This is a genomic window from Nocardioides sp. (assembly GCA_037045645.1).
Classification (GTDB): Bacteria; Actinomycetota; Actinomycetes; order Propionibacteriales; family Nocardioidaceae; genus Nocardioides.
In genome coordinates this window covers 219,289-242,057 of the sequence record JBAOIH010000011.1, presented here as the reverse complement: position 1 = coordinate 242,057, position 22,769 = coordinate 219,289, and the positions used below count along the sequence as shown (strand labels likewise).

At 68.0% G+C, this 22,769-nt stretch carries 23 protein-coding genes; 16 read left to right on the top strand and 7 right to left on the bottom strand.

Features of this window, described 5'->3' with window-relative positions; genetic code table 11:
* Positions 1–61: 61 nt before the first annotated feature.
* Complete coding sequence (locus V9G04_19170; GenBank protein MEI2715349.1) at positions 62–523, top strand: hypothetical protein; 462 nt, start codon at positions 62–64, stop codon at positions 521–523.
* A gap of 8 nt (positions 524–531) precedes the next feature.
* On the opposite strand, the gene sppA is transcribed toward V9G04_19170, so the two are convergent.
* Positions 532–2,199, bottom strand: coding sequence for a signal peptide peptidase SppA (sppA, locus tag V9G04_19165; protein ID MEI2715348.1), 1,668 nt, complete (start codon positions 2,197–2,199; stop codon positions 532–534).
* Positions 2,200–2,367: 168 nt separating this feature from the next.
* Between sppA and V9G04_19160 the strand changes: the two genes are divergently transcribed.
* From V9G04_19160 to V9G04_19130, 7 genes are all read left to right on the top strand, one after another.
* Positions 2,368–4,149 carry an ABC transporter ATP-binding protein gene (locus tag V9G04_19160; GenBank protein ID MEI2715347.1) on the top strand — a complete coding sequence of 594 codons (1,782 nt, stop codon included), beginning with the start codon at positions 2,368–2,370 and terminating at the stop codon, positions 4,147–4,149.
* A 69-nt stretch (positions 4,150–4,218) separates the two neighbouring features.
* Positions 4,219–5,397, top strand: a complete 1,179-nt coding sequence (locus tag V9G04_19155; GenBank protein MEI2715346.1) for an HNH endonuclease — start codon at positions 4,219–4,221, stop codon at positions 5,395–5,397.
* A 25-nt stretch (positions 5,398–5,422) separates the two neighbouring features.
* Positions 5,423–6,211, top strand: a complete 789-nt coding sequence (locus V9G04_19150; GenBank protein MEI2715345.1) for an SDR family NAD(P)-dependent oxidoreductase — start codon at positions 5,423–5,425, stop codon at positions 6,209–6,211.
* Positions 6,212–6,240: 29 nt separating this feature from the next.
* Entirely contained in the window at positions 6,241–6,645 is a 405-nt protein-coding gene (locus V9G04_19145; GenBank protein MEI2715344.1) for a YccF domain-containing protein, read from the top strand.
* 4 nt (positions 6,646–6,649) lie between these two features.
* On the top strand, positions 6,650–8,137 hold the full coding sequence (locus V9G04_19140; GenBank protein MEI2715343.1) for a carboxyl transferase domain-containing protein: 1,488 nt from the start codon (positions 6,650–6,652) through the stop codon (positions 8,135–8,137).
* A gap of 125 nt (positions 8,138–8,262) precedes the next feature.
* A complete protein-coding gene (locus tag V9G04_19135; GenBank protein MEI2715342.1) occupies positions 8,263–10,149 on the top strand; it encodes a PKD domain-containing protein in 1,887 nt (628 codons plus the stop codon).
* Positions 10,146–10,817 carry an alpha/beta hydrolase gene (locus tag V9G04_19130; GenBank protein ID MEI2715341.1) on the top strand — a complete coding sequence of 224 codons (672 nt, stop codon included), beginning with the start codon at positions 10,146–10,148 and terminating at the stop codon, positions 10,815–10,817. Before V9G04_19135 ends, V9G04_19130 begins: the two co-directional genes overlap by 4 nt.
* Here the strand turns inward: V9G04_19130 and V9G04_19125 are convergent.
* Positions 10,814–11,704 (bottom strand): universal stress protein, encoded by an 891-nt coding sequence (locus V9G04_19125; GenBank protein MEI2715340.1) that lies wholly within the window; start codon positions 11,702–11,704, stop codon positions 10,814–10,816. The genes V9G04_19130 and V9G04_19125 overlap by 4 nt on opposite strands.
* Positions 11,701–13,146, bottom strand: a complete 1,446-nt coding sequence (locus tag V9G04_19120; protein MEI2715339.1) for an amino acid permease — start codon at positions 13,144–13,146, stop codon at positions 11,701–11,703. Before V9G04_19120 ends, V9G04_19125 begins: the two co-directional genes overlap by 4 nt.
* A gap of 97 nt (positions 13,147–13,243) precedes the next feature.
* Here V9G04_19120 and V9G04_19115 point away from each other — a divergent pair, with 97 nt between their 5' ends.
* Positions 13,244–13,993, top strand: coding sequence for an alpha/beta hydrolase (locus V9G04_19115; protein MEI2715338.1), 750 nt, complete (start codon positions 13,244–13,246; stop codon positions 13,991–13,993).
* A 2-nt stretch (positions 13,994–13,995) separates the two neighbouring features.
* Positions 13,996–15,366, top strand: a complete 1,371-nt coding sequence (locus tag V9G04_19110; protein MEI2715337.1) for a cytochrome P450 — start codon at positions 13,996–13,998, stop codon at positions 15,364–15,366.
* Positions 15,367–15,386: 20 nt separating this feature from the next.
* Here the strand turns inward: V9G04_19110 and V9G04_19105 are convergent, their stop codons facing one another.
* Complete coding sequence (locus V9G04_19105; GenBank protein ID MEI2715336.1) at positions 15,387–15,878, bottom strand: FBP domain-containing protein; 492 nt, start codon at positions 15,876–15,878, stop codon at positions 15,387–15,389.
* 77 nt (positions 15,879–15,955) lie between these two features.
* Between V9G04_19105 and V9G04_19100 the strand changes: the two genes are divergently transcribed.
* From V9G04_19100 to V9G04_19085, 4 genes are read left to right on the top strand one after another with little or no spacing between them, the layout of a single operon-like run.
* Positions 15,956–16,726, top strand: a complete 771-nt coding sequence (locus tag V9G04_19100) for an SURF1 family protein (protein MEI2715335.1) — start codon at positions 15,956–15,958, stop codon at positions 16,724–16,726.
* 9 nt (positions 16,727–16,735) lie between these two features.
* Positions 16,736–17,068, top strand: coding sequence for a DUF3817 domain-containing protein (locus V9G04_19095; GenBank protein MEI2715334.1), 333 nt, complete (start codon positions 16,736–16,738; stop codon positions 17,066–17,068).
* A 10-nt stretch (positions 17,069–17,078) separates the two neighbouring features.
* A complete protein-coding gene (locus V9G04_19090; protein MEI2715333.1) occupies positions 17,079–17,903 on the top strand; it encodes a patatin-like phospholipase family protein in 825 nt (274 codons plus the stop codon).
* On the top strand, positions 17,900–18,892 hold the full coding sequence (locus tag V9G04_19085) for a 1-acyl-sn-glycerol-3-phosphate acyltransferase (protein MEI2715332.1): 993 nt from the start codon (positions 17,900–17,902) through the stop codon (positions 18,890–18,892). Before V9G04_19090 ends, V9G04_19085 begins: the two co-directional genes overlap by 4 nt.
* A gap of 39 nt (positions 18,893–18,931) precedes the next feature.
* On the opposite strand, the gene V9G04_19080 is transcribed toward V9G04_19085, so the two are convergent.
* The gene (locus V9G04_19080) at positions 18,932–19,453 is read right to left on the bottom strand and encodes a cell division protein CrgA (GenBank protein MEI2715331.1); all 522 of its coding nucleotides are present in this window, start codon (positions 19,451–19,453) and stop codon (positions 18,932–18,934) included.
* A gap of 44 nt (positions 19,454–19,497) precedes the next feature.
* Here V9G04_19080 and V9G04_19075 point away from each other — a divergent pair, with 44 nt between their 5' ends.
* Positions 19,498–20,232, top strand: coding sequence for a DUF881 domain-containing protein (locus tag V9G04_19075; protein MEI2715330.1), 735 nt, complete (start codon positions 19,498–19,500; stop codon positions 20,230–20,232).
* A 19-nt stretch (positions 20,233–20,251) separates the two neighbouring features.
* Here V9G04_19075 and V9G04_19070 read toward each other — a convergent pair whose 3' ends face one another.
* Entirely contained in the window at positions 20,252–21,064 is an 813-nt protein-coding gene (locus tag V9G04_19070; protein ID MEI2715329.1) for a rhomboid family intramembrane serine protease, read from the bottom strand.
* A 151-nt stretch (positions 21,065–21,215) separates the two neighbouring features.
* Entirely contained in the window at positions 21,216–21,743 is a 528-nt protein-coding gene (locus V9G04_19065) for a peptidylprolyl isomerase (GenBank protein ID MEI2715328.1), read from the bottom strand.
* A 173-nt stretch (positions 21,744–21,916) separates the two neighbouring features.
* On the opposite strand from V9G04_19065, the gene V9G04_19060 reads away from it, so the two are divergent.
* A complete protein-coding gene (locus V9G04_19060) occupies positions 21,917–22,615 on the top strand; it encodes a hypothetical protein (protein MEI2715327.1) in 699 nt (232 codons plus the stop codon).
* Positions 22,616–22,769: the final 154 nt, after the last annotated feature.

Sequence of the window (22,769 nt, the reverse complement as noted above, 5' to 3'; positions counted from 1 at the left end):
CCGACCCGAAGCATGAACAAACACCTGTTTGGCACAGCAGCGCGAAGGGAAAATGCAGGCCATGACTCTGCCGATCTGGGTGCCGTGGGTGCTCGCGTTGTGCTTGGCCTGGCCCGTGATCGTACGTTTGGGCGTCCCCGAGGACGCACGGAAGTCGACCCTGGCGATCATGCTGGTGCCGGGCCTGGCGATGGCGCTCTTCGCGGTCACCTTGAGCCTCGGCTCGACCGGTGGGCAAGATGAACTCGACGCTGCGGCCAGCAAGGCCGCGCGACAGGCCAGCGGCAACTACGGCCCGGTCACCAGCGACCGGCTGGTGCAACTCATGGCTGACGAAGTCGAGGGAGATCTCGACGCCGAAGTGTCCGAGCTGACCACGGACGGGGCGAACGTTTCCTACACCATCGAGCTCGCCACTGGCTCCGACGAAGCGGTCTGTTTTGACGTGATGTTGGAGCCGATGAGTTCACAGGCACCCGACGTCAGGTTCGCCACGGTGAAGTCGCGCTCGGGCAACTGCTGAACCTCGAGTCAGCGCGGCAGTACGCCGGGCAGTCGCAGCGGGGGCAGGCTCAGCACACCTGCCGGCCGCCAACCTGTCAGTTGGGTCAGACCAGTCATCAGCGTCTGCCAGAGCATCGGCCCCTCGACCGAGAGAGCCGACACGCCCACCGACTCCGAACTCTCCGGCGGCGAGAACGCCGCGAGCGGATGCGGCTTGGGATAGGGCACGGCCTGTACGTCCGTCCGCGAAGCCCCGATCAGCGAGCACGCCTTGTCGAGCGCATCCCCCATCCCTCCGAGCTGATCGACCAGCCCATGGGAGAGAGCGTCCGCGCCAGTCCAGACCCGCCCCCGCGCGACAGCACGCAGATCGTCGACCGGCATGCTCCGATCGGACGCCGCCTTGGTGGTGAAGTCGTCATAGATCCGGTCCAACCAGGCGTCCAGAACGGCCCACTCGTCCTTCGAGAACGGCGCCACCCCGGACAGCATCGCGGCCCGCGGCGATCCCGCGATCAGCTCGTGTCCGATGCCCAGCTTGTCCAGCGCTTCTCGTACGACGAACTTGCCCGCCAGCACCCCGATCGACCCGGTCAAGGTGCCCGCAGACGCAACGATGTGGTCGCACGGCATCGCGATGTAATAGCCACCCGACGCCGCGACCGAGGCCATCGACGCGACCACCGGCTTGCCCGCCGCGCGCAGTTGCAAGATGTCGCGACGGATCGCGTCGGAGGCGACTGCCGAGCCGCCGGGGCTGTCGATGCGGAGTACGACGGCCTTGACGTCCTTGTCCTTGGCCGCCGCCCGCAAGGCAGCGCCGAGGGAGTCCGACCCGATGCTGTGCCCGCCCGGCCCGGGCGACGCGTGGCCGACCGAGATCGGCCCGACCGCCTCGATGATCGCCACCCGAGGTGACGATCCCGGCTTGGGCAGCTGCTCCAGGATGCCACCGAACCGGCTCACTCCCTGCCGCTCCACATAACGCAACGTCGGCTCGGCGACGCCGATGCGAGAACGCAGCGCTTCGTACGCCTCGTCGCGGTGCCCGATGTGGTCGATCAGGTTGCGATCCAACGCCTCCTCGGGCGTCAGCGGTGCCTGCGACATCGCGTCTCGTACGTCTTCCGAGGACAACGACCGGTCCGCAGCCACCGCCGCCACCACCTGCTCGGTGATCGACTCGACCAGGCGCGTGGTCATCTCCCGGTTGGCTTCGGTGAAGCTCGTACGCATGAACGTGTCGGCAGCGCTCTTGTATTCGTGGCGCTGGCCGAACTGCGGCTCCAATCCGAGTTTGTCGAGCGTGCCCTTGAAGAACGTGCCGGACGCGGTGAACCCCACGAGGCCGAGAGACGACGCCGGTTGCAGCCAGATCTGCTCGAACGCCGTCGCGAGGTGATAGCCGACGTTGCCCTCGCCGAGCTCGCCGAATGCAGGACTGAAGGCGTACGCCGGCTTGCCGCTCGCGCGGAAGGAGCGTACGGCAGCCCGCAGTTCGTCCGCCTGCGAGAGCGTGAGGCCACCACCGTGCAGGATCCCGATCAGGCCGACGACCGAGTCGTCGGTCTCCGCCTTGCGCAGATGCGAGACGAGCGTGCGCAATTGAGGCGTACGCAGGGCGCGCAGCGCCTCCAGCGGATTCGTCGGCGACGTCTCGGAGATGCCGCGACCAAGATCGAGCTCGAGCAGCACTTTCTCGCCCGCGATGCCGGGGATCTTGTTGCTCAGCGGGATGCGGCGCAGGAGGTCGTCTAGTCCTGGGAAGCTTCATGATCTGGACACTACGGAACTGCTCCCAGCGCCCGGGCCCCGCTCCACCTCGTAGCCTTGCCGGGCCGAGTGCCCGCCGTAGGAGTTGTGTTGTCCCGTCCCGTTGATCCCGACCAGCCGCTGCGCGCACTGTGGCGCCGCCATCGCCAGTTCCGCGGTCGATTCCTGGCCGCCGTGCTGATGTCGACGATCAACAAGGTCGCTGACGTGATGCCCGAGTTGCTGATCGGTGCCGCGGTCGACGTGGTGGTGCGCGGCGACGACTCCTTCGTCGGCGACCTGCTTGGGGTCGACTCACGGTTTGCCCAGCTGGGCTGGATCGCGGTGATCAACGTCGTGGTCTGGATCATCGAGTCGGCTTCCGAATACGTGGCCGACGTGTTGTGGCGCGGCTTGGCCCAGGGCGTGGAGCACGAGCTGCGCGTCGAGGCGTACGACCACGCGCAGCGCCTGGACATGTCCTGGCACGAGTCCCGCGCGACGGGCACGACCCTGGCGACCCTCAACGACGACGTGAACCAGCTCGAACGGTTCCTCGACATCGGCGCCGCCTCGATCCTGCAGACCGCGCTCAACATCGTCCTGGTCGGTGCCGTCTTCGCCGCGGCGAGTGGGGAACTCTTCCTCTACGCCTTCTTGCCGATCCCCGTCATCGTCGTCGGTTCGTTGGTCTTCCAGAAGCGCCTCGAGCCGCTCTACGCGCGCGTGCGTACGACCGTGGCCGACCTGTCCGGCACCCTCAGCGCCAATCTTGCCGGCATCGCCACCATCAAGGCATTCACCGCAGAGGCGCGCGAACGCGACCGGGTGGCCGCGCTGTCCTCTGCCTATCGCCAGGCCAACCTCGACGCGATCCGTTCCAGCGCGGCCTTCGTGCCCCTCGTACGGATGGCGATCCTCGCCGGCTTCACCTGCACGCTGCTGATCGGCGGCTGGGCGACCCTGCGCGGCGACCTGGAGGTGGGGTTGTATTCCGTGCTGGTCTTCATGACCCAACGGCTGCTGTGGCCGCTGACCGACGTGGCGCAGGTGCTCGATCTCTATCAACGTGGCCGCGCGTCGGCGACCCGCATTCTGCGGCTGCTCGACGAGCCGGTGCACGTCTTCCCCGGCACCACCGCACTCTCGATGCCCGTACGAGGTCGCGTCGAGTTGCGCGGCGTACGTGCCGGTTATGCCGACGGCCCCGACGTGATCAGCGACGTCGATATGGTCATCCCCGCCGGCGAGACGCACGCCATCGTCGGCGCCACCGGTGCCGGCAAGTCGTCGCTGCTGCGGCTGGTGTTGCGCTTCGACGACCCGCGCGAGGGCCAGGTCCTGCTCGACGGCACCGACATCCGCGAACTCGACTGGGAATCGCTGCGAGGCTCGGTCGGGTATGTCGCCCAGGACGTCTTCGTCTTCTCCGGCACGATCGCCGACAACATCGCTTACGGTCGACCGGACGCCACCCGCGACCAGATCCGTGAGGCCGCCGTCGGGGCTGCCGCCGTCGACTTCATCGAGGCGCTGCCCGACGGCTTCGACACCATGCTCGGCGAGCGCGGCGTGAACCTGTCAGGTGGCCAGCGGCAACGCATCGCCTTGGCCCGGGCCCTGCTGCGCGATCCCGCTGTGCTCGTCCTCGACGAAGCCACCAGCGCCGTCGACAACGACACCGAGGCCGCGATCCAGGAGTCCCTGCGCCACCTCACCTCCGAGTGCACGGCACTGGTCGTGGCGCACCGCCTCTCCACCGTCCGGCATGCCCACCGCATCTGGGTGCTGGACGCGGGCCGGGTCGTCGAGGCGGGTACGCATGACGAACTGTTGGCGAACGACGGTGTCTACTCGGGGCTGTGGCGGGTGCAGACCGGAGTGGCGTCCTAACGCGGTGGGCGTGGCGGCTCCATCACCGCGTCAACCGGGAATGTCGGCGCTCCAGTCTAGAGTGAACGCATGTTCGAAAATCCGGGAGAAGACGCAGGTCAGAGCCTTGCTGACCACGTGCTGTCCGAGTCGAGCGTGCAGCGCGTGACGGTCGGCCTCAGCGCCGCCCTCAGCGACCCGACCGGTCTCGATGACGCCGCGCGGATCGCTGCGATCAGGGCTCTGGAGCAACTCGTGTGCGTTGCGACCGCCGCGCAAGCGCAGCTGTCCGCGGAGTTCGACGCCTCCCAGCGTGACGCTGCTGCTCTCCGGGGAGTGCCGGCGGCGCGACGCGGCCGTGGGATCGCCGCCCAGTTCGCGTACGCCCGTCGCGAGTCGCCCCATCGAGGTGAGCGACACCTGGGTCTCGCCAAGGTGGTCGTCGACGAACTCCCGCACACCTGGGCCGCGTGGCGGGCTGGTCGGATCACCGAATGGACCGCCACCGTCATCGCGCGTGAGACGGCCTGCGTCGACCTTGAGCTGCGTCGCGAGATCGACCGCCTGGTTGCTAGCGATGCCGACAAGCTGGAAGCGTGGGAGCGCGAGAGGTCGCGGCGAAGTGCGCGCCGCACAGCCGACACTCACAGCGCAAACGGTGACCCCGGCGGGCGCGGGCAGGTGATGGCCGATGCGCTGGTGGAAGCCCTGACCGGCTCGAAGTCGTCGACCGCGATCTCCGTCGGACTCGTGATGACCGACAGCGCCCTCTTCGACGGCGCCGACGACGCTGCCCACCTCGACGGCTACGGCCCGATCCCTGCCGAGTTGGCGCGCGAGATCGTGGCACGCACCCTCGATGGCGGCGACAAGGTCTGGATCCGCAGGCTCTACACCCACCCCGAGACCGGTGAGCTGGTGTCGATGGATGCCAGGTCCCGCGTGTTCCGTGGTGGCCTGCGCCGCTTCATCCGGCTGCGCGATCAGACTTGCCGGACGCCTTGGTGCGATGCACCGATCCGGCACACCGACCACGCCCACGAGGCGCACACCGGCGGCGAGACGACCGCCAGCAACGGTCAAGGGCTCTGTGAAGCCTGCAACTACGCCAAGCAGGCTCACGGCTGGTCTGCCAGAGCGGCGCCGGGCGGTGCGATCGCGTCCACCACGCCGACCGGGCACTCGTACGCAACCCGACCACGGGCGTTGATTCGGATCCACGAACGACGACTGCCCCGGATCGAGATCGACTACGTCCTCGGGGCTTGACGCAGGCCCGCACTACGCTCGGCCTATGCGCATCGCCAATAAGGTCTGGGTCGTCACGGGAGCCGGCAGCGGCATGGGCCGCGAACTCACCGAGCAGCTTCTCGCCAAGGGTGGCCGGGTGGCCGCCGTCGACCGCAGCGACGAAGGTCTGGCGCGCTTCGCGGGGCGTGCGAGCATCTCCACCCACGTCGTCGACATCACCGACAAGGACGCGGTCAACGCGCTCCCGCAGGCGGTCCTTGACGCCCACGGCCACGTCGACGGCGTGATCAACAACGCGGGCATCATTCAGCCCTTCGACAACGTGATCGACCTCGACGACGCCACGGTCGACCGGGTGCTCAACGTCAACCTTTACGGGACGCTGTCGATGTGTCGGGCGTTCTTGCCGCACCTCGTCGCAAGGCAAGAGGCCCACCTGGTCAACGTGTCGAGCATGGGCGGCTTCTTCCCGTTCCCCGGCCAGACGATCTATGGCGCGAGCAAGGCTGCCGTACGCCTGCTCAGCGAGGGCCTCTTCACCGAACTCGTCGACACCCCTGTGCAGGTGTCGGTGATCTTCCCGGGCGCGGTCAAGACCGAGATCACCCGCAACAGCGGCGTCGAGGACCCGGCCGCCGAGGCGCAGGTCAACGTGCCGATGCTCTCCCCGGCCAAGGCCGCGGCACAGATGATCGCCGGGATCGAGAAGAACAAGCTGCACATCTATGTCGGCGTCGACTCCAAGCTGATGAGTCTGGCCACCAAGATCGCACCACGTCCGGCGTTCCTCTTCGTACAGAAGCAGATGTCCAAGCGCCTGGGTCAGGACTGACCTTCGCAAGAGCGCCGTACGCTGGCCACGTGCGCCTCCTCCTCAACCTGATCTGGCTCGTCTTCGGCGGGCTCTGGCTCGCGCTGGGCTATGTCGTCTTCGGGATCATCGCCTGCATCTTCATCATCACGATCCCCTTCGGCATCGCGAGCTTCCGGATGGCTTCCTTCGCGCTGTGGCCATTCGGCCGTACGGTCGTCGCCAAGCCCGGCGCGGGAGCAGGTTCGGGGATCGGCAACGTGATCTGGTTCGTGGTCGCCGGGGTGTGGCTGGCCCTCGCGCACATCACCACCGCCATCGCGCAGGCGGTCACGATCATCGGCATCCCGCTCGCGATCGCCAACGTCAAGCTGATCCCGGTCAGTTGCTTCCCGCTGGGCAAGGACATCGTCAGCGTCGACGACCCGCGCGCGGCGTACGGCGTTCGTGTCTGACCAGATGGACGAACCGGCCACCGGCCTGCAAGAACTCCTCGCTCGCCGCTTCCTGACCACCGACGCCGCCCGCGAGGACAAGGTCGCCCGCTGGCACGCCAAGGGCAGGCGCACGGCTCGCGACAACATCACCGACCTCGTGGATGCGGGTTCGTTCGTGGAGTACGGCCGCTTCGTCACACCAGCGCAGGAGAAGACCAAGGACCTCGCCGACCTGGTCGTCGACGCACCGGCCGACGGCCTGATCGGCGGCACGGCCACGATCGACGGAGTGCCGTGCGCGGTGCTGTCGTACGACTTCCTGGTCATGGCCGGGACCCAGGGGATGCGCGGACACCACAAGTCCGACCGGCTCCTCGAGACCGCTGCCAAGATGCGTCTGCCGGTCGTGTTCTTCGCCGAAGGCGGCGGCGGGCGACCGGGCGATGTAGACATCCCCATCGCAAGCGCCCTCGATGTCGGGTCGTTCGCGTTGTGGGGCGCCTTGGAGACGCCCAAGATCGCGATCGCCTCGGGCCGCTGCTTCGCCGGCAACGCCGTCATCGCGGGCAGTGCCGACGTCCTCATCGGTACGCCCGAACTCAACCTCGGCATGGCGGGCCCGGCGATGATCGCGGGTGGCGGACTCGGGCATTTCCAGCCAGAAGAGATCGGCCCGGCGCAGACCCAGGCCGAGAACGGAGTCCTCGACGTCCTGGCCGACGACGAGGAGGAGGCCGTAGCGGTCGCCAAGAAGGTCCTCGGCTACCTCCACGGCCCGACCGACTTCGAGTCCCGCGACCAGACCGCGCTGCGGACGATGTTGCCGACCAACGACCGTGAGGCCTTCGACGTACGCCCCGTTCTCGAGACCGTCGCCGACGAAGACAGCCTGACGTGGTTGCGCGACGACTTCGCACCCGAGCTCGTCACCGGGTTCGCCCGGGTCGAGGGCTGGCCGGTCGGCCTGATCGCCAACCAGTCGACTCGTGAGGCCGGGGCGCTGACCACCGACGCCTCGACCAAGGCGGCCGACTTCCTGGAACTGTGCCAGCGCTGGGGCCTCCCGGTCGTTTCGTTCGTCGACACCCCGGGCTTCATGGTCGGCCCGGAGGCCGAGGAGACGGGCCTGGTACGACAGGCCGGGCGGCTCGTGACGGTCGGGGCGAGACTCACCGTCCCCTTGGTGGGTGTGGTCTTGCGACGCGGGTACGGTCTGGGCGCGCAGGCGATGCTCGGCGGCAGTACGCATCGGCCGCTGCTCACCGTCGCCTGGCCGGATGCGCATCTGGGTCCGATGGGCCTGGAGGGAGCCGTACGCCTGGCCATGGCCAAGGAACTTGCCGCGATGGACGAAGACGAGCGCGAGGCCACGGTGGCGACCCTGACCGCCGACTACCGCAAGCAGGCCAGCGCGCTCAACGCCGCCAGGCTCTTCGAGATCGACGACGTGATCGACCCAGCCGAGACTCGCGCGGTCGTGGCGGCCACCCTGCGGGCTGCGACCGAGTGAGTCGCAAGAAGGACGGGCACTTCGACGGCGGCGCGGCCGTCCGTCGCAGCGTCGGTCTCGTTCCTGGCCTGCATGCCCGATGTGGTCGGGTGGTCGCCAGCCCCCGCGAGGTCTAGCCTGAATCCATGGGTACGAAGCGGGCCAGGTTGGCGGGGATGGGTGCGCTCGCAGCGTTGGTGGTGGGCGGTCTGATCCTGCCTGCGGACGGAGCACCGACATGGCTGCCCGATATCGCGACCATCGGAGCCCCGGGGGCAGAAGCCAGAGACATCAAGGTCGCGGTCAACTCGCGCGGTGACGCCGCAGCGGTCTGGCTGCGCGTGGTCGGGACGCAACGAGTAGTCGAAGTCAGCACTCGTGCGGCAACCGGGCCCTGGGCCTCACCCACGACGCTGACCGCAGTAGATCCGTACGCGATCGACGGCCTCGGCGTCGCCGTCGACGAAGCAGGCGGGGCGACCATTGCGTGGACCGCACCCGAGGGGACCAGCAGGCGAATCGTGGCGAGTACGCGACCAGCCGGAGGAGCGTGGGCAGCGCCCGTGCCGGTCTCTCCCCTTGGTCACAATGCCGCAGCACCCAATCTGGTGGTGGATGCCAGCGGCACCTACACCGCGACCTGGTTTGGTTTGGTGGGCGGCCAACAGGCGTTGGAGTCCAGTGTTCGCGACTCCAGTGGAGTGTGGTCTCCCGAGGTCGTGATCGGGCGCCAAGACAGCTACCTTTCGACGCCCCCTGACGTGGACGCGGCGGGCACCGTGACCGCCGTCTGGGTTTTCCAGGGCTTGGCGATGTCGAGCAGTCGGCCCAAGGGTGGGGCCTGGTCAACCCCCGTCACGGTGTCGCCTGCGGGTGCGGATATCCAAAGCCTCGACCTGGATGTGAATGCTCAAGGCAGCGCGATCATGTCGTGGACTCGCTACACCGGCACGGTTGAGCAGGTGCAGGCCAGCACCCGTCCCGTCGGGGGCACGTGGTCTGCGCCCGTCACGGTGTCGAGCACGAACACCGTCGACGACTACGGGTCCACGGTGGCTCTCGATCCGGCAGGCAATGCAGTCGTGGCCTGGACTCGCGCCACCGGATCAGGCTCCGCCTCGGCGTACGCGAGCATGCGTCCGGCTGGCGGAGCGTGGTCCCCGGAGGCCGCCTTGTCGACGGCTCCTCTCGGTGGCTCGATGCCGCATGTCGCCATGACCGCCGCGGGGGAGGCCATCGCGACCTGGTCCGCGACGGTGGCACCCAATCGATACGCCATCGCGTCCAGCATCGGCACCCTCAATGGCACGTGGTCTGCCCCCACCACTCTCTCGGCAACCACCGGCACCGTGAAAGGGCTGACCGATCTGGCGGCCGATGCCGGCGGCAACGCCACCGCCGTGTGGACCTATGACTCAGGCGCAAACCCGATTCCCCAGTCGCGCATCATCGACGGCGCCGGCCCGCTGCTCGATGCCGTGAGCATCCCCCAGAGCGGACACCCCAAGGTCGCACTGTCGTTCAGCGTCACGCCGCGCGACATCTTCTCGGCGATGGGGTCGGTCGCGTGGGACTTCGGGGACGGCGCTTTCGGCACGAGCGCGCAGGCAACGCATGCGTACGCAGCCGCCGGGACCTATCCGGTCAGGGTGACGGTCAGCGACTCCCTTGGCAACACGACGACGCAGACGGGCAACGTGCAGGTCACCAGTCCTGCGGCGACGTCACCGCAGATCAAGAAGTTCAAGCTGCAGAAGAAGCAGATCAAAGCGAAGGGCAAGAAGGCCAAGACCAAGGCGTTGATCAGGCTCACCCAGAAGGCGAAGGTGAAGCTGGTCTTCAAGTTGGTGGGCAAGAAGAAGGCGGTCGCCAAGCGGACCCTGAAGTTGAAGAAGGGCAAGAACCGCTTCGTCATCAAGACCGTGGTGGGCAAGAAACGGCTAAAGCCAGGGCGCTACAAGATCATCGCCCGTGCCAAGAACGCCAACGGCACCAGCAAGCGGGTCAGCGTGAAACTCAGGGTGGTCCGATGATGCACACGGTCCTGATCCCCGGTCTCTGGCTGGACGGGTCAGCATGGGACCCCGTGCTGGCCCACCTCAAGGCCGACGCGACCGCGATCACGCTGCCAGGTCAGGGCGACGGGTTCGCCGACGCGACCCTCGATGACCAGGTCGACGCGGTGGTCCGCGCCATCGACGCCGTCGAAGGTCCGGTGCTGCTGGTGGGGCATTCCGCAGCGTCCTCGCTGGCCTGGCTGGGGGCGGACCGGCGTACCGACAAGGTCGCGAAGGTGGCGCTGATCGGTGGCATGCCCGCTCAGGACGGTCAGGCGTACGCCGGCTTCTTCGAGCCCGTCGACGGTGTCGTCGCCTTCCCCGGCTGGGAGCCGTTCGAGGGGCCTGACTCCGAAGACCTCACCGAGCAGCAGAAGGCCCAGATCGCGGCGGACGCCCACCCCGTGCCCGCTGCGGTGACGCAAGGCGTCGTACGCCTGGCGGACGAGCGCCGCTATGACATCCCCGTGGTGATGATCTGCCCCGAGTTCTCACCCGAGGACGCGAAGGCGTGGGTCGAGGCCGGGGAGATCCCCGAGATCGCCAAGGCCGGTGACGTGTCCTACGTCGACATCGACTCGGGCCACTGGCCGATGTGGAGCAAACCTGCCGAGCTCGCAGCGATCCTCGACGAACTCACCTAGGGCACCACGATCACCGGGACGGGCGAGTGCCGGACGATCTTGGTCCCGCTCGAGCCCAGGAACAGCCGCGACATGAAGGATGCGGAGGAGGATCCGATCACCAGGACCTCATCGCGATCCCAACTGAAGCGATCCAGCGTCGCAGCCCAGGACCCCCCGGCCGCGACCTGAGTCTCCACGTCGGCTGGCAGGATCCCGGCCTGCGACAGCTCGGCCAGCGCCTCGGCCTGCATCCGCTCGGCCTGCTCGACCCACGCGGCCAACACCGCGTCCTCGTTGATCGAGGAGATCCCCGACGTACGCATCGCTCGACCGCGTACGGCGAACGTCGCGATCCGCAGGGCCGCGCCGATGTCGCGGCAGATCGAGGAGGTGGCTTCGAGCGTACGCCTGGACACCTCGTCGCCTCTGAACGCGCAGGTGGCTCGGGTGACCCGCCCGTGTTCGGAGGAGAGGTAGCCGCGTGTGGCCACAGCCACCGGAAGGGTCGCCGAGTGCAGCAGCCGGTCGGCCGTCGAGCTCAGCGCGATCCGACCGTACGCCCCATCGTGTCCCGACCCGACGACCAGCATCGCTGCCTCCACCCGCTCGGCTTCGGCGAGCAGACCTCCGGGTACGGAACGCGCATGCACCGCGACCGCGCTGGCCTCGATGCCGCCGCAGTGCTGGGCGATCAAAGCCTCCGCCTCGGCGACGCTGTGCGCCGCAGCCTCCTCGGCCCAGGCCTGGAACTCGCGGTCGGTGCCGCTGGCTGCCGGAGTGCCCCACGGCGCAGGCACGATCGTGACGATGCGCAGGTCCTGCTCCGCCGATCGCGCCAGCGTGGCACCTAACTCGATGCCGGCGGAGTCCTGACCGTTGAAAGGGAATCCCGCGACGATCGTCATGGCGCCACATCCTCATTGAGCCGCGACCGGTGACGGCCGATCAGGAAGTAGTAGGCCATGATCACGGCCAGCCAGCACCCGAAGATCACCCAGGTGATCGCGGCGAGTCCCGACAGCACATAGATGCAGGCCGCGATGGTCAGCACCGGGGTTACCGGGTAGCCCGGCACCTTGAACGGTCGGTGCAGGTCGGGCCGCGTACGCCGCAGCACCAGCACGCCGGTCGCGACTACGGAGAAGGCGATCAGGGTGCCGATCGAGACCGTGTCCCAGAGGTAGTCCGCGGGCACGAATCCGGCGATCAGCGCGACCGCCACCATCACGACGTACGTGTTGAAGCGCGGTGTCAGAGTGCGTGAGTCGACCTCGGCGAAGCGGGCGGGCAGCATCCGGTCGCGGCCCATCGCGAACAGGATGCGGGTCTGGCCATAGAGCGTCACCAGCGTCACCGAGAAAATCGAGATCACCGCACCGGCGGCCAGGATGGTGCCGGGCACGTTGCTGCCGGTGATGTTCTCCAAGATCACCGAAAGTCCGGCGTTCTGCTGCTCCTCGGACGAGAACGCCGCCATCGGCTGCGAGCCGACACCGGCGACCGCCACCAGCAGATAGATGCCGACCACGACGAACAGGGCCCCGATCAGCGCGCGGGGCAGTGCCTTCTGTGGATCCTTGACTTCTTCACCTGCGGTCGAGATGGAGTCCAGGCCGATGAAGGAGAAGAAGATCGTGCCTGCCGCGGCGGTGATCCCGGCCGAGCCCGCTGCCCAGAAGTTGTCGAAGCGGTCGGCCCGGAAAGCGGTGAGCGCGATGATCGAGAAGAGTACGAGCACGCCGAGCTTGATCAGCACCATGATCGTGTTGACGCGCGCCGACTCGCTCGCGCCGCGGATCAGCAGCAGCGAGCACATCACCACGAGCACGATGGCGGGCAGGTTGACCAGTCCCTGGGTGGCCCCTTCGACGGGAATGGGGGAGTACGACAGCGCGTCCGGGATCGTGATCCCCAGCGTCTTGTCGAGCAACTCGTTGAAATAGCCGCTCCAGCCGACCGCGACCGCGCTGCCCGCGACGCCGTACTCCAAGATCACGCAGGCGGCGATCACCATCGCGAACACCTCGCCCAAGGCGTGGTAGGCGTAGGAGTACGTCGACCCACTGACCGGGATCGCGCCGGCGAGCTCGGCGTAGCACAGCGCCGACAGCCCGGCGGCTACTCCCGCGAGCAGGAAGGCCACGATCACTGCGGGACCGGCGTCGGGCACTGCCTCTTGGAGGACGAAGAAGATGCCGGTGCCGACCGTGCCCCCGACGCCGAAGAGCATCAGTTGGAAGGTGCCGATCGTCCGGTTGAGGTCCGGGCCCGCATGTGCGTGGTCGGGATCGTCGGCCAAGGCCAGCGGCTTCTTGCGCAGCAGTTGCTCGCGCAGTGACATCGTCATGGTGGAACCTCCCCGAAAGCCCTCGTGCCCAGGCAAACTAGTAGGTGGAGACACCCCTACCGGGCAGTAGAGCGAAAAAGAAATGAAAGGGACCGAGATGAAGAAGATCGGCGACGGTGACCACCACGTCTTGTGCCTGCATGGCTGGTTCGGTTCCGCGGACGGCTGGGGCTTCTGGCCCGACGTGGCGGACACCTCCTCGTACACCTGGTGGTTCCCCGACATGCGCGGGTATGGCGCGCGTCGCGGCGAGACCGGCGAGTTCACGATGAAGGAGTACGCCGCCGACGCGCTCGCCGCTGCGGACGAGGCCGGACTCTCACGGTTCTCGTTGGTCGGGCACTCGATGGGAGGCAAGGCGGTCGCGTCGTTGCTGGCCCAGGCGGGTGCGGACCGCGTACGCGCTCTCGTCGGTCTGACGCCGGTCGCGCCGGCGCCGGTGCCGCTCGACGCCGACGGCGAGGGCCTCTTCTTCGGGGCGCCCGCCTCGGACGACAACCGGCGCGCGATCCTCGACTTCACCACCGGCAACCGCAACTCGGGTGTCTGGCTGGACCGGATGGTCGCGTTCTCGCGGGAGAACTCTGACGAGGCCGCCTTCGACGGCGCCGTGAAGTCGTGGGTCGGTGACGACTATCTGGCTGACGTGGGTCGTCCCGACACTCCTATCGCGGTCATCGTGGGCGAGCACGACCCCGCGCTGTCGGCCGAGGTGATGCGGCAGTCCTGGATGCAGATCTATCCGAACGTCGAACTGATCGAGGTGCCCAACGCCGGGCACTACCCGATGTTCGAGACGCCGGTGCAGTTGGCGACCCTGATCGAGGGGTTCTTGGGCCAGCACTGATCGTGGCCCTCACCGACGTCATCCACGACCCGGACAGCTATGTCGCGGGGGCGCCGCTCGACGCCCTGGACGAGTTGCGCGAGATCGGCGACGGGGTGCACCGGGTCCGCGAACCGGACGGCCCCGGCTATTGGCTGGTGACGCGGCACGCGGACGTGCGCGCGGTGCTGCGCGACGCGTCGGTGTTCTCGTCCTGGCTGGGAGCGACCCAGGTGCGTGACCCGGCAACCCCGCAGGATCTGGCGTACGTGCGCCGGATGATGCTCAACATGGACCCGCCCGAGCACACCCGGCTGCGACAGCCGATGGTGCGCTCGTTCACGATGCGCGCGGTCGCGCAGTTGGAGTCGCGGATCGGGGGGCACGTCGCCGGGATCTTGGAACGCGGCCTCGAACCGCTGGTCGAGCGGACCGTGGTCCGCTCGACCAGCGACGATCCGGGGGCTGAGCGGACAAATCGGGTGCTGAGTCTCGACTTCGCCAAGGAAATCGCGGCGGATCTGCCGTTGTTGGCGATGGCCGATGTGCTCGGCGTGCCAGCCCAGGACCGGCTGTTGATGTTCGACTGGTCCAACCGCGTGATCGGGTTCCAGGATCCCGACTACGCGACGAGCGCGTCCTTCGATCCGGCGTCGGGCAGCGCGATCGCGCGTGAGGCGTGGGCGCTGCGACCGACGCCGGACGAGTCGGGGCGGATGCCGGATCCGCGCACTCGCGCCGGCATGCCCGACCTCTACGCGTACGCCCACCTGCTCGCCACCGCGAAGCGTGCCGAGCCCGGCGACGACGTGATGTCCAACTGGCTCGCGGGCGGGCTGGGTGAGGACGACCCGGTGTCGGTCGAGGAGTTCGAAAACATGTTCTGGCTGTTCGCGGTCGCGGGCAACGAGACGCTGCGCAACGGCCTTCCGGGCGGCATGATCGCGTTGCTGGACCATCCCGACGCACAGCGAGAGTTGCGCGACAACCCGGCGCTGCTCGATTCTGCCGTCGAGGAGATGCTGCGCTGGTGGACGCCGGTGATGGTGTTTCGGCGTACGGCCACTCGTGACTCGGTGATCGGCGCCACCAGGATCGCGGCTGGCGACAAGGTCGTGGTCAGTTTTCTCGCGGCCAACCGGGATCCACGTGAGTTCGAGGACCCCGCTGCGTTCCGGATCGACCGGTTCGTCGACGGCGGCTCTGGGCGGCACCTCGTGTTCGGCCACGGCCCGCACCTGTGCCTGGGCGCGCACCTGGCCCGGCTTCAGATGCGTACGCTCTTCAGCGCGCTGCTCGCGAAGACCACCTGGATCGAACCAGCCGGCGACCCGGTCTTCTTGCGCTCGTCGTTCCAGCGCGGCGTGAAGCGCCTGCCCGTACGCCTGCGCTGAGGGGTCACAAACACCGGCGGTCAGCTCAGCACCCGTCGTACGAATGCGTCCAGATGCAGATGCAGCCGGGTGATCTTGTCCTCCACCGACAACGTCTCGACCGGCTGCACCCGGGCGGGCCGCAACCGACCGCGCGCGTACAGCGAGCACGCCAAGTTTGCGCAGAGGTACGTACCCACCGTGTTGCCCGCGCGCCCGGACGCTCCGGCGCGCGCCGCGACCATCAAGGCCACGTCGGACGACGAGTGGAAGGTCGCGCAGATCGAGCACATGTTGGACCGGCCCGAGGCGCCGCGGCCAGAGCCGAGACGCAGCACGATGCCGACCGGTCCGCCGTCGCCGATCGCGACCAGGTACGCCGCCTGTGGCGAGCCCGGATCGGTCCAGCCGAGGAAATCCAGGTGATCCCAGGGGATCTCGTCGAGGTCTCGGGGTAGCGGCAGTCGCGACGCCTCGCCCTTCGTACAGTTGACGAAGCAGGCGCGGATCTCGGTGGAGGTCAAGGGCTGCATGGCGGGGCGAGCCTACCCAGCGCGGCGGCGACCGGCCGGGCGCACCACGACGTTCGTCCCCTCGTAGGCTTGGCGATGTGCCACCCGACCCCGAGCGCAGCCCGCTGATCCTGCTGCGACCGAGGTATTGGGCGATTCATCTGCTCGCGATCGTCGCCACGACGTTCGCGCTCGGGATGGGGGTGTGGCAATACCAATCGTGGGAGGCCAAGCGCGATCGCGAGACGCTCGACCTGACCAAGACCGAAGCCATCCCAGTCCTCGACGCGATCGGACCCGACGACCCGTTTCCCGCCGACCAACTCGGTCAACCCGTGACGATCAAAGGCACCTGGCTCCCGGACTCGACGGTCTATGTCGAGACAGAGGAGGGCTATTGGGCGGCTACGCCGATCAAAGTCGAGGGCACCGAATCGGCGATCTACGTCGTTCGCGGCACCACAGACCAGGCGACCGGCAAGCCGCCGACCGGGGAGACTGACCTCGTCGGCTGGCTGCAACCTCCCCAGGGCGCGCGCGTCTCCGACGACGACCCCACCGACGACGTACTCCCGCAACTGCGCATCGCCGACGCCATCCAGCACGTCGACGGGGACCTCTTCGGGGCGTACGCCGTGCTCGACACCGCGCGTGAGGCCACCAACCCCGGCACCGACGGACTCACGCAGGCCACGCTGGCCGAGGTGCCGGGAGCCGCGCGTACGACCGGTCTGCGCAACATCTTCTATTCGGCCGAGTGGATCATCTTCGCCGGGTTCGCGCTGTTCGTGTGGTGGCGGTGGATGCGTGACGAGGTGCACGGGCGACCAGACGACGAGGAAGCCGACGAAGACCCGGCCCCCGAGTAGGTTTGCCGAGTGCGACAACTCTTCACCTGGTATCGGATCCTCGCGCTGATCGTCGGCGTCCTCCTCGCGTTCTGCGCCCTCGTGGCGGCGCCGCTGAAATACCTCGCGCCCGACGGTTCCGGGATCCAACACTTCGGTGAGCAGGCCAGCATCTTGTGGGTGGTGCACGGCTGGATCTTCATGGTCTACGTCGTGGTGGCGTTCCTGCTCTGCCGCAAGGCCAAGTGGTCGTACGCGTACACGCTCGTCACGCTCGCGGCGGGCCTGATCCCGCTGCTGATCTTCTGGGTCGAGCGCGACGTCGTACACCGGATCCGCACGCAGCACCCCCAACTGGCCTAACGTCTGGTCCATGACGACCGCTTTCGTGCTCGGGGGCGGCGGCGTCCTCGGCGCCGTCGAGGTCGGCATGTTGCGCGCGCTGTTGGAGAAGGGCCACAAACCCGACCTGGTCCTGGGCACCAGCGTCGGCGCGCTCAACGGCGCCATGGTCGCCAAGTTCCCCGACCCCGAGGTGATCGAGCGACTCGTCGCGCTGTGGCACGCCGCCGGGGAGACCCGCGAGGTCTATGGCGACAAGCCGATCAAGTCCGTACGCCGGGCGGTCGCCACGCGTACGCATCTCTACTCCGCCAAGCCGCTCACGGCCCGACTGCGCGAGGAACTCGGGGACGTCACCTTCGAGGAGTTGCCGGTCCGATTCCAGGTCTGCGCCGCCTCGATCGAGCGTGCGGCCGAGCACTGGTTCGACTCCGGCCCGGTCGTCGAGGCGGTCGTCGCCAGCGCGGCCGTCCCGGGGCTGCTGCCGCCCGCCAAGGTCGGCGACGAGCACTTCCTCGACGGCGGCATCGTGAACTCCATCCCGGTCGGGCGCGCGGTCAAGCTCGGCGCCACCAGGATCTTCGTCCTCCAGGTGGGCCGGATCGGCCGACCCCTCAAAGCACCCACCAAGCCGTGGGAGGTCGCCCGGGTCTCCTTCGAGATCGCGCGGCGCCACCGGTTCGTCCGCGAGATGTCCGAGGTGCCCGAGGGGGTTGAGGCGTACGTCTTGCCGACCGCCGCCACGTCCACGCGCGACGACTCCATGCTCGCCTTTCGTGACTTCACCGGGGTGCGCGACAAGATCGACCAGACGTACGCCGCGGCGCTGGCCTATCTCCAAGAGCAGGGCCTGTGATCTGGTTCGTCCGGCGCTTCGTGATCGCGCCGGCCGTCGTGGTGATCGACTGGTTCCTCTGGGCGACCGCGCCGCTGTGGCTGATCGGTGCCGCGGCGCTCTCACCGCTCTTCCCGGGCCGCTGGCGGGTGTTGCGGCTGATCTGGATCTGCATCGTCTACGCGACGATGGAGGGGCTGCTCTTGCTGATCCTCTTCGGGCTCTGGCTCTCGTCGGGCTTCGGTCGCCGGATCAGGACGCCGTACTTCGAGGGCATTCACTATGACCTCGTGCAGGGCACCTTGTGGCTGCTCTTCAAGGAGTTCAAGCGGGTGCTCAACCTGACCATCGAGACGGTCGGCCCGACGCCGGACGCGTTCCCGGGTCACCCGCTGTTGGTGTGTTGTCGCCATGCCGGGCCGGGGGATTCGTTCACGCTGGTGCACGCGCTGATGCACGACTATCACCGTGAACCTCGCGTCGTACTCAAGGACACCCTCGCTTGGGACCCTGCCATCGGCGTGCTGCTGACGCGGCTGCCGGCGCGGTTCATCTCGCCCAACCCGGGGGCGGGAGAGGACCTGGAGAGTCAGATCGCCGAACTCGCCAGCAACCTGGATTCCGACGACGCGTTCGTGATCTTCCCCGAGGGCGGCAACTTCACCCCAGCCCGACGTACGCGTGCCATCGAGCGGCTGCGCAAGATGGGCTTGGAACGGATGGCCGCCAAGGCCGAGGCGATGATCCACGTCCTGGCCCCGCGCCCCGGTGGCTTCATCGCCGCGCTGGATGCGGCGCCCGACGCCGACGTCCTGCTCGTCGCCCACACCGGCCTGGACCACCTGACCACGGTGGCCGACCTGTGGCGTGCGCTGCCGATGGACAAGCGGATCATCATCCGCTGGTGGCGGATCGCGCGCTCAGACATCCCCGCGGGACGCGAGGAACAGATCGACTGGCTCTATGACCGCTGGGCCGAGATCGATGAGTGGATCGAGGCCAATCGCTGAGAGTTCGTGACCCCTCGGCGAGAGTTCGTGACCCCTCGGCTATTCCCACTTGGTCGCGAAGCCGAAGCCCACGGCCATGAAGGCGATGCCGACCACGAGGTTGTAGTTGTGCAGGTCGTTCATCACCGGGATCTTGGGGTCCTCGGCGATGACATAGAACGTGCAGATCCACAGCAAGCCGAAGAGGAAGCAGAACAGCATCCCGGTCACGACGCCACGGCCACGACCCAGCGGCGTCGACTTGTGCGCGGAGATCAGCAGGCCGACGAAGATCGCCAGGAAGCCGCCGATGTAGTTCCAGTTCATCCCCTTCCAGTCACGAAGGGTGTCGAAGATCGCGGGGCCACCGGCCTTCGCGTCCAGCACGGTGGGGTCGGGGCGCACGACGAGGTAGTAGTAGGCGATCCAGGCGATGCCCAGTGCGATCAGCAGGACCGCGACGATGAAGCGGACGGACAGGAGCGGTCCACTGCTGGGATCGGCGTACGCCGCCTCGTCGCTCGACTTCCGGGTGGTGGACTTCGACACTGCTCTGCTCCTGCTGGTCTGGTGCGCCCTGATGCTGACATTCGGGCCTGCTCACGTGCGGGGACTAGCGTAGACGCATGCTCGACAGACCTACTCCCTGGCGCGTCGCCAGTGGCGCGGTGCTGTTGTTGGCGGCGCTGCTCGCGGTGGTGAGTTTCAACTCGAGCGCGGGTACGGATCTGCGTCCGGGCCGTTACGGCGACCTGGAGGGGCTGGTCCAGCGGGAGAGTGGCAAGGTCCAGCGTCAGCAGGCCGAGGTGGCCGACCTGGAGACGCGCGTACAACGCCTGTCCAAAGCCGTCGTCGACGACAGCGTGCGCGAGGCCCAGACCCGGGCCGACTCGGTCGGGATCGCGGCCGGTTTCAGCGAGGTCAGCGGCCCCGCTGTCACGATCACCCTCTCCGACGCCCCCGCCGACCTCGCGCAGGCCGCACCGGCCGACCGGGCCAACGACTATGTCGTGCACCAACAAGACATCCAGGCAGTCGTCAACGCGCTGTGGGCCGGCGGGGCGAAGGCGGTCACGGTGCAGGGGCAGCGGATCATCTCGACCACGGGCATCAAGTGCGAGGGCTCGATGGTCACCCTGCACGGCGTGCCGTATCCCCAGCCGTACGTCATCTCGGCGGTCGGCGACCTGGCCACCTTGCTGACCTCGATCGAGCTCAACCAGAGGGTCGCGGCGTTCCGCGCCGATGCCGCCAACCCTGCGATCGCCATCGGATGGGACCTGGCGACGCAGGCGGAGGCGACCGCACCGGCCTATTCGGCGCCGGTGTCACTGGCGTTCGCCAAGGAGGTCGGGCACTAAGCCGAAGAACCGGCCGACCTCAGAGCATCAGCGCACGTACGCCGATCGCCACGATGCTCAGGATCGTCACCGCCGCGACCCCGGTCCACTGCACGACCGCGCGATTGTGGCGCGGGGCGTACGCGATGACGCCCGCGATCGCCAGGCCCCCCAGGAAGCCGCCGAGGTGGCCCTGCCAGGAGATGTAGTCACTCCACATGAACGTGATGACGAAGTTGAGCCCGATCCAGAAGAGCAGCTGCTGCGGATTGGCGCGGACTTTGAACACGAGGACGAGCAGCGCGCCGAGCATGCCGAAGACGGCTCCGGACGCACCCAGCGTGTTGGAGTTCTCCGGGGCCAGCCAGACCACCAGCGCCGATGCTGCGAGCGCGGAACCGAAATACAGTCCCAGGAACCGCGCCCTGCCGAGCACCGCCTCGATCTGCGGACCCAGGAACCACAGCGCCAGCATGTTCATCAGGATGTGGAAGATCTGGATGTGCGTGAAGGCGCTGGTCAGCACCTGCCAGACGGCGCCGTCCGCGACGCCCATGGTCCACTCGGCCCCGCCGACCTGACGGCACAGGGCCGCGTCGAGGATCTGGGGATAGTACGAGCCGGGCTGGTCGCTGGGGGAGCATTGCCCGTTGGGGGTCAGGGCCAGGATCCCGACCAGGCGACTCGTGGCGCCGCCGGTGGCCATGATCGCGCCCCAGACCAGGAGGTTGAGACCGATCAGGACCTTCGAGGTGAGGCTGGGATCGGCGGAACGTTGTCCGCCGTACATCGCGTGACCCTGCCGGGTCTGCTTCGCGCCCTCGCGTACGCAGTCGGGGCACTGGAACCCCACGGCCGCAGAGTGCATGCAGTCGGGGCAGATCGGTCTGCCGCAGCGCTGGCAGGAGATGTAGGTCTCCTTGCCGGAGTGCCGATAACAGGTCGGCACCGGCCCAGAATTTGGCTCGGCAGGGTCAGGCGATGGTTGTGACATCGGGCGTACGTCAGGCGCGCTTGATCTCGACGGACTCGATCACGACCGGCTCCAGCGGCTTGTCGCCGGGCCCGGTGGCGGTGGTGCCGATGGCGTCGACGACGTCGCGGCTGGCCTGGTTGGCGACCTCACCGAAGATGGTGTGCTTGCCGGTCAACCACTCGGTGGGCACGACGGTGATGAAGAACTGCGAACCGTTGGTGCCCTGGCCCCCACGCGTACCCGCGTTGGCCATGGCGAGCAGGTAGGGCTTGGTGAACGCGAGCTCGGGGTGGATCTCGTCGTTGAAGGTATAGCCCGGACCGCCGGTGCCGGTGCCGAGCGGGCAGCCGCCCTGAATCATGAAGTTGGCGATGATGCGGTGGAAGCCGAGACCGTCGAAGTACGGCTGACCGCTGCGGCCCGCGTCGTCGGAGTACTCCTTGGTGCCCTCGGCGAGGCCGACGAAGTTCTCGACCGTCTTGGGCGCGTGGTGGGGGAAGAGGTTGACGGTGATGTCGCCGCGGTTGGTCTTCAAGATGGCCTGCAGGTCGGACATGGCTGCCTTTCGATCTGGGGTCTGTTCGAACTGTGGTGGTGCGCGCCGATCCTCCCACGCGGACCAACAACCGCCGACAACGCGGGCATGACCCACCCCTTCGGACCCTGGCCCGGGTTTGCAGGACGTGGTGGGATGGGAGCATTCGCGCACACCGACAGGAAGGGACCGTGATGGGTTTCCGCAGGAAGAAGACGTTCTTGGAGCAGGCCTCGGACTTCGCCGGGTCCGCCCTGGAATCGATCGAGGAAGCGCTGTCGACCGCGAAGGAGCAGGCTGCGCCGGCGCTGGTCGACCTGAAGGAGAAGGCGCGTACGACCGCCACCGACACCGTGGCTCCCGCCGCGGCCGAGGCGAAGGACCGGGCCAAGGAGTCGCTCGCACCGCTGCTCGCCGCCGCGGCCGAGACGGCGCGTGAGAAGGCCAAGGAGGGCGCCACCCTGGCGGCCGACCAGGCCGCCGCAGGTCGCGACCTGGCCGCCGCCAAGCTGGCCGAGGTCAAGGGTGAGCCGGAGCCGAAGGGCGGCCGGGTCAAGAAGTTCCTGCTGCTTACCGGCCTCGTGGCGCTCGGAGGCGTGATCTTCAAGACGCTGCGCAACCAGAAGAGCGCGGACAACTGGCAGTCGTCGTACGTCCCGCCCGCGCCGCCGCCGGCCCCGGCTGCTGCCACCGCGGCCGCTGGGACCACCTCGACCGCCGCGCAGTCGCCGACCGACGGCCTGGCCGACCCGCTCAACGACCCCCTGCCGGGCGCGAGCGACGACCCGGGCGGCGCCGGCGTCGACGAGGCGCTTTCGGATGCCGCCGAGGCTCCGCACGACGTGACCACGCCGGACGACCCGGCCGAGGAAGTCGACGTGCGCGACCGCTGAGTCGTACGCCCGCAAGCAACGAATCCAGCCCGGCCGGGAGTCCTCGGCCGGGCTGGAGTCATTTCGCAGTCACCTTCCGGCGCAGTTCTCCCCACCCTGGGATAACCCTGGGGATAGTTACACCGGTGTAGTTATCCCCAAGTGAGTCCACAAT